We start from the raw sequence: 14,404 nt of genomic DNA on the forward strand, positions 1-14,404 counted from the left end.
TCAAGACAAAAAAAGAATGGGCAACGTGCCGAGATCACCGAAGCCGATACGCAACGCACAGCCGATCGGCAATTCGAGCACGCCCGCGTAGGAGCCCGTGATCACAGCCTGGCCGGCATGCAATCCAAGGCCGCGGACGCGGAGAAAATTGGCGAGCCACACGATCGGCGCGAGCACGCTGCGATCAGGGTGGCGGCCAGCAACACTGACCGTGTCGTGTCCGGCGCGAGTCACACTGACGGTGAATTCGACCGGGAGATCGGCCGGCGTCGCGCCCTCGCGCAACTGAACGCGCGGCCCAATGACAAGACCGGCATTGAACAGGCCGTCTGCCAGCAATTCAGGAAACGTCAGCGATTCCGGATTCGCATAGCGACTGCCCAACAGTTCGAGCGCGAGGTGAACATTCCCGAGAGCGTCGAGCACCTCGGCTTCGCCATACGCTTCGCGCCGTGGCGGCAGATCGCGAGCCAGCAAACAGGCCAGTTCAGGCTCTGCCCGTACCCAAGACTGCCCAGGCATGGCGCGAATGCGGCATTGGGCGCCTCGGTGGATGACGGCGTCATAGATTGGCGCGGCGATGAGTTTGCCCGCCGACGGCAGCGCACATTTCCACGCGCCAGTCTGCCAGGCGAGCTGATCGCCCACCTGCTGCTGGATCGCGAAACCCTCGTCCGGATTCGCGGGCCGCAGTTCGACGGGAAGGCGCTCCGCGAGCATGCCTTGCCGGCGCGCCGCGCCGAGAATACGTGCTGCCTGCTCATCCAACGCGGGGAGTCGCTTGAGAGCCTGAGCTGCGCCCGGCGTGTTCATGCCGCCTCGCTCGCATGCGCACCGACGCTCTGGCGCGGCCATACGGCACCGAGCTTCTCGGACGCTCGCTGCAGTAGCGCGTAAAAGGCGTCGTAACGCTCCGGCCGAACCCGCATGACCGGTCCGGCAATACTCATCGTGCCGACCACCGCGCCGTCAGTCAGCGAACGCACCGGCACCGCGAGAGCCGCGACGCCCGGCTCGGCCTCTTCGACAACGAGACCGTAGCCACGCTGCCGGGTCCGCTCCAACTCCGGAATCAACTGCTCGACGCTGCCGATGGCCTTCGGCGCGAATGCGCCGCTGGCGGCCGCTTTGCCGAGTCCACCGCGCAACGCGCATTCAATCGCCTCGTCGTTGGACATGGTCGCCAGCCATACCTTGCCGTTGGCCGTGGCGTGCAAGACGATGGGCTTGTCCATCGACGGCGAATACATCAGGCCAGGCGCCGCGCCCTGGGACGACGCGAGCCACGCGAGCGTGCCTTCGTTGACAACCGTCAACCGGACCAGCTCGCGGCACTGGGCTGCGACTTCATCGAGGATGGGCTGCACCAGACCCGGTAACCCGAGCCCATGCAGGTAACGCTGACCCAGCAAGGACAGCTTCAAGGTCAGACGGTACTGGGACGTCTGCTCATCCTGTTCCGCCCAACCCTGCTCGCAGAGTTGCGCGAGCACCCGGTGAGCGGGCCCTTTTTCCAGCTCCAGTTCCGCGGCGATGTCCGACATACGCATCCATCGCGCTTCTCTTGCGAGCAACTCGATCGCCTGTAGCGACCGGTCAACTGCACCCTTGACAACTCTCATAATTGACGTAACATGATTCTTAATGGAACGGTGTTACAACAATAGACAAGCACCAACAGAAAGTCAATCAAAAATGGAGACAGGCATGAACCCTAGTGCACCGGCGAGGCCCGACGGCAAGCGCCAGTCGAGGATTGCAGCAGCTAGCGGCTGGATCGGCTCAGCGCTCGAGTACTACGACTTTTTCATCTACGCGACCGCAGCCTCGCTGCTGTTCCCGCAGCTCTTCTTTCCCTCTGATAGTCCAACGGTGGGCATCATCGCTTCGCTGGCGACCTTCGGTGTGGGCTATGTCGCCCGACCGATTGGCGCTATGGTGCTCGGACACATCGGCGACCGACACGGTCGCAAGACAGTGCTGATCTTTTGCATGTTCCTGATGGGCTTTGCAACGATGTGTGTGGGCCTCTTGCCCACTTACAGCCAGGTCGGTGTCTGGGCTCCGGTGTTGCTCGTCATCCTGCGACTCGTCCAGGGGTTTGCAGTCGCAGGCGAGATGTCCGGCGCGAGTTCCATGATTCTTGAACATGCGCCGTTCGGACGGCGGGGATACTTTGCGAGCTTCACCCTTCAAGGGGTGCAGGCGGGACAGCTCCTTGCGGCAGCTATCTTCCTGCCGCTCGCGCACTTCATGCCGAAGGACCAGTTTGCATCGTGGGGCTGGCGCATTCCGTTCCTGCTGAGCATCGTTGTGATCATCGCCGGCTACATCATTCGCCGTCAGGTAGATGAAACCCCCGCATTTTCCGAAGAGCAGACACACGGGGAAGTTCCGGCCTCGCCGGTCATCGAGGTCCTTCGCGAGAGTTGGGGCGACGTGCTACGCGTCGTCGGCATGGCGCTCGCCGCCGTCACCGCGCTCCTTGCGACTGTGTTCGGCGCGACCTATGCAGTCCAGCCGGCGTACGGCATTGGCTTTCCTGCCGGCGTCTTTCTGTGGGTGCCGGTCCTCGGCAACCTTTGTTCCGTAATACTGATCCCGCTCGTCGGCAACCTCTCGGACAGGATCGGCCGCAGGCCCCCCGTTATCGTCGGCGTTGTGAGCTCCGGGATCTTCGCTTTCGGCTACCTGTACGCCATCAGCATCCACAGTATCTGGCTCTCACTGGTCTTCTCGTTGCTCATGTGGGGCGTCGCTTACCAGGGCTTCAACGGCGTGTTCCCGAGCCTCTTCCCCGAACTGTTCCGCACGCGCGTGCGCGTCTCCGGCATGGCGATCGGGCAAAACGTCGGGACGACTTTGTGTGCCTTGCTGCCGTCGCTTTTCGTCGCAGTCGCGCCTCCGGGGTCCACCCATATCCCGCTGAAGATAGGTTTTCTCACCCTGGGTATTTGCCTGGTTGCCGCGTTTGCCGCGTTCACTACACGAGAAACGTACCGTATTCGCCTTGCCGATCTGGGCGACCGCAATGCGGTCGCCGTACCGAAGGCTGAATATGAACGCCTGCGCAGTGAAGCTATGGCTCGGACGATCAAGGATGCCGATGCAGGGGAGCTTGCCAATGAACTGCGGCCTTAGCCGCCGTGACCGCCGCACTCGTCGCGCCGAACGCGGGGGCGCAAGTTACGCTGGGCCGTTGAGCCGCGCGATTTGCCGTCCGCGGCTACTGTGAGTACCCGAAGCAATAGAGCGAAATAATCGGCGCGCCGGCCGAAAGGCGTTTGCAATAAACATGTGGCGACGCCCTTGCGGTAAGGTTGAATTCCGCGCGGGAGAAGACCGATTCATCAATGGTGCATCTCAGCCCGCGATAGAGCGTGGTCCTGGGTCACGTCGGCGACACTGGTGAGACCGTGATGAACGGCCATCCCGTTTGAGAGAGTGAGTACAACGACGTACCCGAACCTGTGCGGCAACCTCGAATCCAAAGGACGAAAGTCATGGCAATGCGCACAAGAACAACGCTGGAGATAGCCTGTCCGAACGCGGCGGGCATCGACATTGGTTCGGCAAGCCATTATGTGGCGGTGCCTGCTGATCGTGACGACGAACCTGTGCGCGAGTTCAAGAGTTTCACTTGTGAGCTGGAGAAGCTGGCCACTTGGCTGACAGCCTGCGGCATCGACACTGTGGCAATGGAGTCGACCGGAGTCTACTGGATACCCGTGTACGAGTTGCTGGAATCACGGGGTTTCACGGTCCATCTGGTCAATGCCCGGCACGTAAAGAATGTGTCGGGCCGCAAGAGCGATGTGCTTGACTGCCAGTGGTTGCAACAACTGATGAGCTACGGGTTGCTGTCGGGAGCGTTTCGGCCGACAGACGAAATCTGCGCCTTGCGGGCTGTTTCACGGCAACGGGATATGCTGTTGCGCTATCAGGCGCGACACGTCCAGCATATACAAAAAGCCTTATCGCAAATGAACGTTCAACTCGCCAACGTGATCTCCGACATCATGGGCGAAACGGGACAGAAGATTGTGCGCGCCATCATCTCCGGCGAGCGGGACGCCGTGACCCTGGCCAGAATGAAACACGCCCGCATCCGCGCCAGTGAAGAGGACATCGTCAAGTCATTGCAGGGCAACTGGCGCGACGAGCACCTGTTCACACTGAAGCAGGCCATGTCATTGTATGACGCATACAGTACGCAACTGATGGTGTGTGACCAGCAGCTTGAGGCCATGCTGGCCGCGCTGCAAAAGCATGCTGGAAGCCTGGATAAGCCTCAGCGTCGTTCGCGCGGCAAGAATGCTCCACGGTTCGACTTACGCACGTACCTGATTGGCCTGTGCGGTGTTGATCTGACGCGCATTAACGGCATCGACACGGCAACCGCACTGAAGGTGATTTCCGAAACAGGCACGGACCTCTCGCGCTTCAGAAGCGCCAAGCAGTTTGCAGCATGGCTCGGCCTGTGTCCTGGAACGAAGATCTCCGGGGGCAAGGTGCTGTCCAGCGCGAGCAAACGTACTACTAACCGTGCGGCACACGCTTTACGTCTGGCAGCCGCAGCACTGCGTACCAGCCAGTCTGCACTGGGCGCCTACTACCGGCGCATGTGCGCCAGACTGGACCGACCCAAGGCCATCACGGCGACCGCGCATAAGCTGGCGCGTCTGATCTATGCGATGCTGACGAAAGGCGGCGAATTTATCGATCAAGGGCAAGACTACTACGAGGAGCGTTACCGTCAACGCGTCATGCATCATCTTGCCCGTCGGGCCGAAAAACTGGGTTTCAAACTTACCCCTGTTTCGGAGGCTGCATAAAACCACTCGCAAAATCAAGACCTTGCGATGTGTTTATTGAGAGAGGAGAAAGGCACATGCACAACGAAGGCACGCCGCGTTACGACGGCCCGCGTGAACTCGCGCAGTCCCTAAGCGCGTTGTCGCACATCAGCGCGTCCGAGACCCCCTGGAATCAGGAGGGCCTGCGCGCCGACTCGGAGTATCGCGACCTTGGGCTCGCCACCGCCACCAGCGGTCGCATCGGGGCGAAGCATATTCGCGCGCTTAAGCCGTTCACTGCACCCACCGGCTGGCACTGGCATGACATGACCGCGCACTACCTCTATGTGCTGCGCGGATCGGTCACGTTTCGATTTGCCGGCGTGGACAGCGATGTCACGCTCAGCGCCGGTGACGGCCTGTCCCAGCCCGCCGGCGTTCCGCACAACGTGATGTGGCGCTCGGATGATCTCGAAGTGATCGAGATCAACGAGCCGGCGGTCTTCGGGACGTGGGATCTGGCTCAACCGCCGGCACCATGGAAGTAGCAAACAGGCGCATCCAGCTTTCCTGAATACGGGCTTTCTCCATAAGGCACGTTGTACGTCGCAACAGGTGGGCACCTCGACGCTGTACGCCGTAGCGAATGTGCAGGAATCGACCTTCGTTTTACATCGGATATCAAGCGGCAATGCAATTACATATCTCTGGCACAACGCGACTCTATGGATTGGTAGGCGACCCGCTGAGCGCGGCGAAATCGCCACAATTGTTGAACCGGCTGTTTATCGAGCAGCACGCCGACGCGGCTTGCATCCCCTTCTGGGTCAAGGGAGATAACCTGCCGGCCTTCGTCGGCGGTGCACGAGCGATGGGCAATCTGTCCGGCATGCTGGTCACTATGCCTCACAAGGAACGGATGCTCGCATTTGTCGACGAGCTGGATTCGACTGCCCGTCAGGTGGGCGCGCTCAACGTCATTCGCTGCGAAGCAGACGGACGCTGGGTCGGCGCGATATTTGATGGCGTCGGCTGCGTCCTTGGAATGCAGTGGGAAGGCAACCATCCGGCCAATAAGTCGGTGCTTCTCGTTGGCGCAGGAGGCGCGGGCCGAGCCATCGCATTCGCCGTCGCCTCCGCGGGCGCTAGCACGCTGACCATATCGGATGTCGATAAGCGTCGGGCCGACGATCTTGCGGCAGCCGTCGCTGTTGGGACGGGCTGCAATACACGATCGGCCCCCGCCGATCCGCACGGCTTCGAGGTCGTGATCAATGCAACGCCGCTTGGCATGAAAGCGAACGATGCCATGCCAGTCGATCCAGAGCGGCTTGCGCCCGGTGCCATCGTCGTAGACATCGTCAATTCGGCGGAGCCGACGCCGCTTCGCCGCGCCGCGCACGCCCGCGGGTGCCGCACTCAGGACGGCGGTCCGATGCACCAGGGACAGGCGCTGTATGCCTTGCGCTTCCTTGGATTCGACTACCGTCCCGATGGACGATCATTACCGAACGGCGGCCTACGATGAATGCCGAGTCAGGCGACATAGCTGACACGGTGTGGAACATAAGGGAAGCGCCGGGGCTGGCAGTCTTCATCAACTGACTTCTGGTGGAAAAGAGTCGCGAGATATCTGAAGGGAGAATACGTATGAGAGTTGCATTGATAGAGGCTAGCCATTGGCATGTCCCGCTTTACCTCGATGCGCTTGAAGCGCCAGGAATTCAGGTCGTTGCAGTGTCAGATGCCGAGCACCTGAAGGGGGACGCGATTGCCGCACGATTTGGAAGCAGGTTGTACTCGTCGGCCTATGAGTTGCTCGAGCGTGAGCAGGTCGATTTCGCATTTGTATTCGGTCGGCATTCTGAAATGCCAGCGCTCGCTGAGGCGGTGATCGCACGCAACATTCCGTTCGCACTGGAAAAGCCGTGTGGGGTCAACCTGTCGCAGATCACCCGGCTTCGCACCCTGGCCGAGGAAGCCAATCTCTATTGCGCGGTTCCATTGATCTTCCGGATGAGTGAATTGCTCGGCTCACTCGAAGATGCGGAGGGCCGCATACCGTCGGACTTCAACTACATGTCGTTCCGTTTCGTTGTGGGTCCGCCCAGTCGGTACGAAGCGGCAGGCGCCGGCTGGGCGCTCGATCCCGTGTATTCCGGCGGCGGGTCGACAATCAATGTGGCCACGCACTTCATCGACTTGTTCAGGTTGCTCACTGGCAAGGAAATCGCCCGCGTCTCCGCCATCATGAACTCGAGAACGCATCGGGGTGCCGTAGAAGACTATTCGCTGCTGACCATGCAAACCGAAGACGGCGTGATCGGCCTGGTGGAGACGGGGTACAGCTTTCCCAGTACCGCCGACGAGCAGCGCGAATTTTCTTTTACCCTTGCTTCCGATCGTCTGTATGTGAAATCCGGACCGGACCGAATCGAGATTCGTGACAGGAACAACCTTTCAGCCGGCACGCGAAGCCGCCGCCTCCAGCTCGATACCGACGTCTACTACCCGCTCTTCGTCAAGCGGGTGCTCGCCGAAAGCCAGTCTGGCGCCAAACCGATCGCGTCGTTGCGCGATGCGGAGCTGATGATGCAAGTCATGGACGCGGCCTACGCTTCGGCCCGGCAGGGCGGGGCACTTCAGACGTTGAAGCCACTTTCCGTGTGACTGAGCCGTCGGATCGTAGTGTCCCGGAGCCGATAAGGATTCACGCCGTTCATGGTGACGCTCGGCAAGGTCAAGCGTCATGCCATATTCAGCTACGGAAGTCTGGTCGGTCATCATGACCGCCTCGTGCACCGTCGCTGGATCCTGAAAGAAGACATCGGCAGTCCGGACATTCTGGACACTCCCGAGCTAGGTCCCGTAGCCGATGTGCAAGCCGTCTGCCAGGCTATTGTCTGGAGTATGCGCACGATGCCACTCGGCAAACTCGGACTCGTCGCCATTGCGCTGCCCGGCGCGCTACCGATGCTGTTCGTCGCGGCCGCACAGTTGCGGTTGCAAAGCATCCTGACGAAAGCCGTCCGAACAAGCTTCATGCTGATAAGGCTTGCGATTACAAGCGCTGCAGGAGCGATTTTTGCTGGATATGGTCGCTCGCATCGCACGCCGCAATCGTCTGTTCGCGCTTTGTCGATGACTTGCGTTAGCGAGTCTTAGGCAGAAGCTGAAACGGCCGGTAGTTCGACGGGCGGTAGCGGTGTTACTAGTTTTATGCCGCTCCGACGAGGAGACGACAATGATGACGATGGCGTTAGGCCTGCGGTTAGCGTCTGCAGCGGTGTTAGCGATCGGCCTCGCCGGGTGCGGGGGTGGTGGCGATTCGGCCAGTACGGATGCCGGTGCACCGGCACAGGCGAAGGCGTTAGCCGCCACCGGGAGCCCCACTGTGGACAGTGGATCGGGCGCGTCCACGATCGTAAAACTTCAGCGCTATCGGATCGACCCGACGAAGGTCTTCGTCGCGGGTATTTCGTCTGGCGGTTTCGCGGCGGTGCAGATGCACGTTGCCCACTCTTCGACCTTCAAAGGGGCCGCTGTCTACGCTGGCGGGGTGTACTGGTGTGCCGGCAGCTTCGCCGTGATGTTGGCGATCGTCTGCACGACGTTGTAGCCCGGCTGCTTGTGAACATCGAGGATGGCGGCGTCGCGTTTCGATACAGATGTCGGCGCGTGGGCCGACTGCGGCTCTTCGAGCCAGCACGGGGAAAGATTTCAGCCGTCGTCGCGCCGTCGTCGCGCCGTCGGCGCGATACACATCCGACGGCAGCTACAGTTGATACTTGCGTCAATCGTCGCGTCCCAGACTTGGCATCCCTGAGTCTGCCATGAGTTATTGGCGACTGTACGGGCCGTTTGCACCAGGCCGGTCGCTACGGCGCGCAGACTTTTTTTGAAACCTGGAATTACAGGACATGAAACAATTGACGTTAGCTTCTCTTGTCAAATAGCCGTCAGACAAGAAAACTTTTTTTGAATAACGGACCGCAAATCGTGAATAAATACGTCGTTTGTTTTGCAATCGCCCTGTCAACGATGTCCACCGCATACGCACAGGGGACCGTCATTAAAGGAATGGACTTCGGTCCATTAGCCAAACTGGCCGGAACCTGGAGAACCGTTGCTGCCGGCGGCCTCGATGTGGCGCCCGGTCAAGTGGGTTCCACAGTAGGCACAGGCAATCCCGCAGTGGAACCTTATTACGAACAGTTGACCTTTGAACCCGCAGCGGATGCAACGAATGCCAGCGATCAATACCTGGTGGCAATGGCTTATACGCTGCAGGTGTTCCGAAAAAGGGACAACAAACAGTTCCATGACCAACGCGGCTATCTGATTTACGACAAGAAGAACCAGACTGTCTATGACTCATTTTGTATTCCACGGGCGGTCTGCGTTGTGGCGGAAGGAAAAGCCGGCGATAAGATGACACTAACGTCAAAATCTAACGGGGTAGCCGAATCTCAGTACATGCTGAAGAACGACGCGACAAGTGTTTTCTCGATCACGTTCGACATGACGGGAGATACATTGAAATACGCGCAAAAAACGCAATTACACGTGTACGGCAAGTCGTTCACCCACGTTGACTCTAGCGCCCTCAGCAAGGCAAGCTAGTTCATCTCGCAAGTCCGCGTCTCGCCGCGACGCTGCCCAGGCAACGCGCGGTGAGCGATTGCACTGACAACTGCATAAAAATAACTTCATGTTCCAGCAGCTGACTTTTTAGGCTGTACGGGCTACATTGGCTCGTCCGCAAACTTTCTTCAACTCACGAAGAATGGTGACCGGGCGCAGGCAGGAAATGGCGATGGGTCGGAAGCTTCTTTCTGGATCTGCCGACCCTCAACATCGCATACATCCAATCGCCTGCCCCCGGCTATTGATCAATTGCGTCAGTCTGATCAGGTCACCGTCCGGCAGTAAGATCGGCACCCCGAGAAACCGTCGACATAGCCGGACGAAGGCTCGCGGCTGCTGTCAACTAACGGCAGGCCGTTTCAACCGTGTTCTCAGCTCCAGCGCGGCTCGACGACTGCGCACCGGAGTCACACTGCGGCGCATCCACATCGTGAAAAACATCAGATTAACCTATCTGCTTTTGCTGACAGGGCTGGCCCTGCTCTGGCTAATTGCTGAAAGTTCATTGCCCGGGTCGCATGGATTCCGCGCCTTGCAACTGTCAATGATCAACTTGACCGGCATTCTCGCGATCGGCTGCATGAGTTCGGGCATCGTTATAGCAGTCCGGCCGACCAGCATGGAGCGCTTTCTCGGCGGGCTGGACAAGATGTACCGACTGCACAAATGGCTCGGTATCAGCGCACTGGTTCTTTCCACACTTCACTGGCTGTGTGCAAAGTCTCCAAACTGGGTAATCGGCCTGGGCTGGATGCAAAGGCCGTTGCGCGAGCGCGGCTTGTCAGCATCGGTCGCGCCGTCAGCCTTTGTCCAGATTCTAGACGCGCAGCATGGGCTCGCGAAAGGGATTGGCGAATGGACATTCTATGCAACGGTTGCAATCATCTTCGTTGCATTGCTGAAAGCCTTTCCTTACCGACATTTCTTCAGGACACATCGGCTGCTAGCAGTTGCGTACCCGTTATTGGCGTTCCATGCGGTGGTACTCATGAAGTACGGCTACTGGACCACAGCGATTGGCCCAGTAATAACACTGCTGATTTTTCTGGCCATGGTGGCCGCGTCCGTCTCGCTGCTGCGCCGTATCGGACGAACGCGACAAGCAGCCGGGCATGTCGAGGACCGCGTGCATTACCGGGAGATGCGGGTACTAAGCATCGTCATCAAACTCAAGGACCGCTGGTTGGGCCATGCCGCCGGACAATTTGCCTTCGTCACGTTCGACGCGAACGAGGGTGCGCATCCGTTCACAATCTCATCGGCGTGGCACGACGACGGCAAATTGCGCTTTCATATCAAGAGCATTGGCGATTACACCGAGCAATTGCCGGCCGTTCTAAAGGCTGGCGACCAGGTCAGCGTTGAAGGGCCATATGGCCGCTTCGACTTTCGCAGCGACAAACCAAGACAGATCTGGATCGCCGGCGGAATTGGGATAACCCCATTTCTCGCGCGAATGCAAGCGCGAGAGCGTCATTCCGATCAACGCGCAGTGGACCTGTTCTATAGCACTAACGCAATGGACGACGAGTTCGTCCGCGAGGTTGGTCAACTGGCAATTGCCGCCAGCGTGCGCCTTCACGTGCTGATTAGCGGCAAGGACGACCGCCTGACAGGGCAGCGCGTCCGTGAGATCGTGCCAGACTGGATCTCCTCCGATGTCTGGTTCTGCGGGCCAGCGAGTTTTGGCCAGAACTTGCGGCACGATCTGGTTGCACGTGGATTAGCGCACGAAGACTTCCATCAGGAGCTATTCGACATGCGCTGATTCGGATTGGCGGCCAGAAGGCTAAGCGCCCGTGCTGACTAAGGTCGCGGAACAGACCGAGATTCGCGTGCTGAAGACGGACTCACAGACGCCGGCTTATGCCGACACAATGCCAAGGTACCGAAGAATGCGCATGCCGCAGCAAAGCTCAACCACCAGGCAGGTGCCGCATTGTCGTGCGTTGCGTGGATCAATGCTGTGGAGATTGCCGGCGTGAAGCCGCCGAATAGCGCAGTCGCAGCACTATATGCAAGCGAAAACCCCGCAACGCGCACTTCCGATGGCATCACTTCCTCAAGGGACACGACCATCGCACCGTTGTACATACTGTAGAGGAACGAAAGCCAAAGAAGCACTACTAGCATTCTGCCGAATGTCGGCGCGTCGGCCAGAAACGAAAGTGCGGGGTAGGCGGTGGCGAGTGCAAGCACGGTGGTCGACAGCAGCAGCGGTCGGCGCCCTACCCGGTCCGACAAGGCACCGCTAACCGGCAGCCAGATAAAGTTCGACAGGCCGACATAGACGGTCACGAGCAGGCTGTCCGCCGTGCCCAAGCGCAAGGCAGTCTTGCCGAATGTCGGTGCATAGACAGTAATGAGGTAGAAGCTGGTGGTGGTCATGGCTACCTGCATGGCTCCAGCTACCACGACCTTCCAGTTAGCGGCCAAGGTGCGGATCACGTCGCGCATCGGTGGTCGAGTCTCGCGCTTCTTGAATTCCTCTGTTTCCTCGAGCTTGTATCTGAGCATGAACACGAACGGCACAACCAGGCAACCGACGAAGAATGGGATACGCCATCCCCATGCTGCGACTGCCGCCGCATCCATTAGTCGGTTTAGGGCAAACCCGAGACTCGCCGCAACGACGATCGACAATTGCTGGCTGGCTGACTGCCAACTGGTATAGAAACCTTTCTTTCCTGGCGACGCCAATTCCGCAAGATAAACAGAAACCCCGCCGAGCTCGGCGCCCGCCGCAAAGCCTTGGAGCAAGCGGCCAATCAGCACGAGAGCCGGCGCCAGGAGCCCGATTGTCGAGTACCGAGGCACGAACGTTATCAGCACGGTACCGCTGGCCATGAGGCCAAGCGTCATGATAAGGCCCTTGCGCCGACCGACGTCGTCGATGTAGGCGCCGAGAAATACCGCGCCAAGCGGGCGCATCAGAAACCCGGCACCGAATACGGCAAAGGTGGAGATTAACGAAGCAAACTCGCTATGCAGGGGAAAGAAGGCGGCGGCGATCTGCGTGGCGTAAAAGCCGAAGAGAAAAAAATCGAACTGCTCAAGAAAATTACCGGCTGTCACGCGAAAGATGGCGATAATCGGCGACTGTCGGCGGTGGGAGTCAGTTGAGCTGGACTGCATGGATTGTCTCCAAGGAATTGCGATCTCCCGTTTTGTTGGCGTTTTGCAGGTGTTGGCTATCGTCGTTTGGGCACGACCAAAGACGTAGTGAATAGGCGCGAATGCGATATCACGACGTTCATACAGATTTGCCGGGCAAGCCGGATAGCCGACCGCTTGGGTACTAAACGTGTAAACAGGCTGCTAACCAGCGTAGTCTGCTGCCGGTATCGGCTTGCTACCCAAACGATGAAGATTAGTTAATCTCTTTGCACGTCGAAGCTGCCGTGGCCCGCACGTCAGTGATCGGGGACAGCGCTCAACTTCGCAATAAGCGCTCGCTTTAGAGCAGCGCCTTGCGCGTCGCCAGCAATGGTGGCCGGCATAGCAGTTGAACAGTGCAACCAGCGGCAGCGTTGAGGATCTCGAGGGACATCGATCGGAGTTCAGGCGAGACAGCGATGCGCGGCGGGCACAAGTTGCGCTTGCATTGTCAGCGCCGGCTACATGCTGAGATACACGCATGTCGAGCCGCCGGCTTGAGCCGACGCCACATTAAAATTTTTTAATGTGCGGGCGAAAGCCCTGAAATGCGACCAGGACTAAGCTGCAAGATGACTCTTCCACGCGGGATTTCTTAGGATAGTCTCGTGCTTAAAGAAAGTTTCATCGAAGCATCGCGCTCTTTCACACAGCCGGGGTTTTCCGCGCGCAATAATGGGCGAGGACAATCTATCCTGGGAGCACGCAATGCCGCAAGCTATGAGCCTGGAAGTCGTCAACGAACACGGAAAACCCGCGGTACGCATGGGTATTGAAAATGCAGCGGTGCTTCTAGACGCAGAAGACATCGACGGAGTGATTCACCGTCTGAGCTACCTGCGTGCGGGAATGCGCCCCGATATTCCCCTGCAGCCGTCCCCACAGCAGCAGTTTGTACTGGAGATGGACCCATGCTGGCATACCGAAAAGCACCCGCTGTATGACGGCGCGGTACTGATCCTTCGGCATAGCGGGTTGGGATGGACCGGATTCGCATTACCGACGCACAGCCTCGCACAACTGCGCGAAGCGATAACCCGGCATCTCGCGGCCCTCGACCAGGAACATTGCATGCCGAATTAGCGCATCTCACGCTGCTCTGTTGGACGCGAACCGAGGAAAGACAATGTCAAAAGTGTTGACCATAGAAGATGACGAGATGACTGCACGCGAAATCGTGCGAGAGCTAAATGATCGCGGCTTCACCGTCGATTGGGTTGCGGACGGCCGCGAGGGAATGGCGCGCGCGTTCAGCGATGAGTACGACGTCATCACCCTCGACCGCATGCTACCGGGCGCCGACGGGTTGACGATACTTAGGACGATGCGCGGCATCGGCATTCAGACGCCTGTGCTCATGCTGAGCGCGCTGGGCGACGTCGACGAACGCATTCGCGGCTTGCGCGCCGGCGGCGACGACTATCTCACCAAACCCTTCGATGCCGACGAGATGGCAGCACGTATAGAAGTGCTGCTACGCCGCCGGCAAGTGCAACCGGCACAATCCGAGGCAACCTTGCGAGTCGGTCCTCTCGAACTCGATCTGGTCGCACGCACGGTTACACGCGACGACACAGAGATCGTGCTGCTCCCCACCGAATATCGTGTACTCCAATACATGATGCGCCATGCAGGTCAGACAATCACCCGCACGATGTTGTTCGAAGCAGTATGGGGCTATCACTTCGACCCGGGCACTAATCTGATCGATGTTCATATGGGCCGTCTGCGCAAGAAGATCGATCCGCCTGGCGTGCAACCATTGATCCAGACCGTACGCGGTTCAGGATATTTACTTGGCTAGC

The 14,404-nt window shown here is 59.1% G+C and carries 14 protein-coding genes; 11 read left to right on the forward strand and 3 right to left on the reverse strand.

Features of this window, described 5'->3' with window-relative positions; translation table 11 throughout:
• Entirely contained in the window at window positions 1-813 is an 813-nt protein-coding gene (locus OKW43_RS41040) for a 2-keto-4-pentenoate hydratase (RefSeq protein ID WP_429454536.1), read from the reverse strand.
• A complete protein-coding gene (locus OKW43_RS41045; RefSeq protein ID WP_429454538.1) occupies window positions 810-1,622 on the reverse strand; it encodes an IclR family transcriptional regulator in 813 nt (270 codons plus the stop codon). The genes OKW43_RS41040 and OKW43_RS41045 overlap by 4 nt, the downstream gene beginning before the upstream one ends.
• Before the next feature lie 85 nt (window positions 1,623-1,707).
• Here OKW43_RS41045 and OKW43_RS41050 point away from each other — a divergent pair, with 85 nt between their 5' ends.
• From OKW43_RS41050 to OKW43_RS41090, 9 genes are all read left to right on the forward strand, one after another.
• Entirely contained in the window at window positions 1,708-3,141 is a 1,434-nt protein-coding gene (locus tag OKW43_RS41050; protein ID WP_429454540.1) for an MFS transporter, read from the forward strand.
• A gap of 362 nt (window positions 3,142-3,503) precedes the next feature.
• On the forward strand, window positions 3,504-4,835 hold the full coding sequence (locus OKW43_RS41055) for an IS110 family transposase (RefSeq protein WP_429452474.1): 1,332 nt from the start codon (window positions 3,504-3,506) through the stop codon (window positions 4,833-4,835).
• A gap of 56 nt (window positions 4,836-4,891) precedes the next feature.
• Window positions 4,892-5,344, forward strand: coding sequence for a cupin domain-containing protein (locus OKW43_RS41060; RefSeq protein ID WP_187638660.1), 453 nt, complete (start codon window positions 4,892-4,894; stop codon window positions 5,342-5,344).
• A gap of 143 nt (window positions 5,345-5,487) precedes the next feature.
• Window positions 5,488-6,324 carry a shikimate dehydrogenase family protein gene (locus tag OKW43_RS41065; RefSeq protein ID WP_429454543.1) on the forward strand — a complete coding sequence of 279 codons (837 nt, stop codon included), beginning with the start codon at window positions 5,488-5,490 and terminating at the stop codon, window positions 6,322-6,324.
• Window positions 6,325-6,446: 122 nt separating this feature from the next.
• On the forward strand, window positions 6,447-7,466 hold the full coding sequence (locus tag OKW43_RS41070) for a Gfo/Idh/MocA family protein (RefSeq protein WP_429454545.1): 1,020 nt from the start codon (window positions 6,447-6,449) through the stop codon (window positions 7,464-7,466).
• A 51-nt stretch (window positions 7,467-7,517) separates the two neighbouring features.
• Complete coding sequence (locus OKW43_RS41075) at window positions 7,518-7,961, forward strand: hypothetical protein (protein ID WP_429454547.1); 444 nt, start codon at window positions 7,518-7,520, stop codon at window positions 7,959-7,961.
• 79 nt (window positions 7,962-8,040) lie between these two features.
• Complete coding sequence (locus OKW43_RS41080; RefSeq protein ID WP_429454549.1) at window positions 8,041-8,415, forward strand: hypothetical protein; 375 nt, start codon at window positions 8,041-8,043, stop codon at window positions 8,413-8,415.
• Between the two features lie 380 nt (window positions 8,416-8,795).
• Window positions 8,796-9,419, forward strand: coding sequence for a heme-binding beta-barrel domain-containing protein (locus OKW43_RS41085; protein WP_187638656.1), 624 nt, complete (start codon window positions 8,796-8,798; stop codon window positions 9,417-9,419).
• 454 nt (window positions 9,420-9,873) lie between these two features.
• Window positions 9,874-11,211 (forward strand): ferredoxin reductase family protein, encoded by a 1,338-nt coding sequence (locus OKW43_RS41090; RefSeq protein WP_429454551.1) that lies wholly within the window; start codon window positions 9,874-9,876, stop codon window positions 11,209-11,211.
• A 38-nt stretch (window positions 11,212-11,249) separates the two neighbouring features.
• Here the strand turns inward: OKW43_RS41090 and OKW43_RS41095 are convergent, their stop codons facing one another.
• The gene (locus tag OKW43_RS41095) at window positions 11,250-12,578 is read right to left on the reverse strand and encodes an MFS transporter (RefSeq protein WP_187638654.1); all 1,329 of its coding nucleotides are present in this window, start codon (window positions 12,576-12,578) and stop codon (window positions 11,250-11,252) included.
• A 729-nt stretch (window positions 12,579-13,307) separates the two neighbouring features.
• Here OKW43_RS41095 and OKW43_RS41100 point away from each other — a divergent pair.
• The gene (locus OKW43_RS41100; RefSeq protein WP_187638653.1) at window positions 13,308-13,682 is read left to right on the forward strand and encodes a hypothetical protein; all 375 of its coding nucleotides are present in this window, start codon (window positions 13,308-13,310) and stop codon (window positions 13,680-13,682) included.
• Window positions 13,683-13,725: 43 nt separating this feature from the next.
• A complete protein-coding gene (locus tag OKW43_RS41105) occupies window positions 13,726-14,403 on the forward strand; it encodes a response regulator transcription factor (protein WP_187638652.1) in 678 nt (225 codons plus the stop codon).
• Window position 14,404: the final 1 nt, after the last annotated feature.

It is taken from the genome of Paraburkholderia sp. WC7.3g, assembly GCF_050436345.1.
In the GTDB taxonomy this organism is placed as follows: domain Bacteria; phylum Pseudomonadota; class Gammaproteobacteria; order Burkholderiales; family Burkholderiaceae; genus Paraburkholderia; species Paraburkholderia podalyriae.

Bases quoted from the DNA above. Each gene is read 5' to 3' on its own strand.
- OKW43_RS41060 (WP_187638660.1), top strand. From the start codon at position 4,892: ATGCACAACGAAGGCACGCCGCGTTACGACGGCCCGCGTGAACTCGCG.
- OKW43_RS41100 (WP_187638653.1), top strand. From the start codon at position 13,308: ATGCCGCAAGCTATGAGCCTGGAAGTCGTCAACGAACACGGAAAACCC.
- OKW43_RS41055 (WP_429452474.1), top strand. From the start codon at position 3,504: ATGGCAATGCGCACAAGAACAACGCTGGAGATAGCCTGTCCGAACGCG.
- OKW43_RS41105 (WP_187638652.1), top strand. From the start codon at position 13,726: ATGTCAAAAGTGTTGACCATAGAAGATGACGAGATGACTGCACGCGAA.
- OKW43_RS41040 (WP_429454536.1), bottom strand. From the start codon at position 813: ATGAACACGCCGGGCGCAGCTCAGGCTCTCAAGCGACTCCCCGCGTTG.
- OKW43_RS41050 (WP_429454540.1), top strand. From the start codon at position 1,708: ATGAACCCTAGTGCACCGGCGAGGCCCGACGGCAAGCGCCAGTCGAGG.
- OKW43_RS41045 (WP_429454538.1), bottom strand. From the start codon at position 1,622: ATGAGAGTTGTCAAGGGTGCAGTTGACCGGTCGCTACAGGCGATCGAG.
- OKW43_RS41065 (WP_429454543.1), top strand. From the start codon at position 5,488: ATGCAATTACATATCTCTGGCACAACGCGACTCTATGGATTGGTAGGC.
- OKW43_RS41075 (WP_429454547.1), top strand. From the start codon at position 7,518: ATGGTGACGCTCGGCAAGGTCAAGCGTCATGCCATATTCAGCTACGGA.
- OKW43_RS41070 (WP_429454545.1), top strand. From the start codon at position 6,447: ATGAGAGTTGCATTGATAGAGGCTAGCCATTGGCATGTCCCGCTTTAC.
- OKW43_RS41080 (WP_429454549.1), top strand. From the start codon at position 8,041: ATGATGACGATGGCGTTAGGCCTGCGGTTAGCGTCTGCAGCGGTGTTA.
- OKW43_RS41095 (WP_187638654.1), bottom strand. From the start codon at position 12,578: ATGCAGTCCAGCTCAACTGACTCCCACCGCCGACAGTCGCCGATTATC.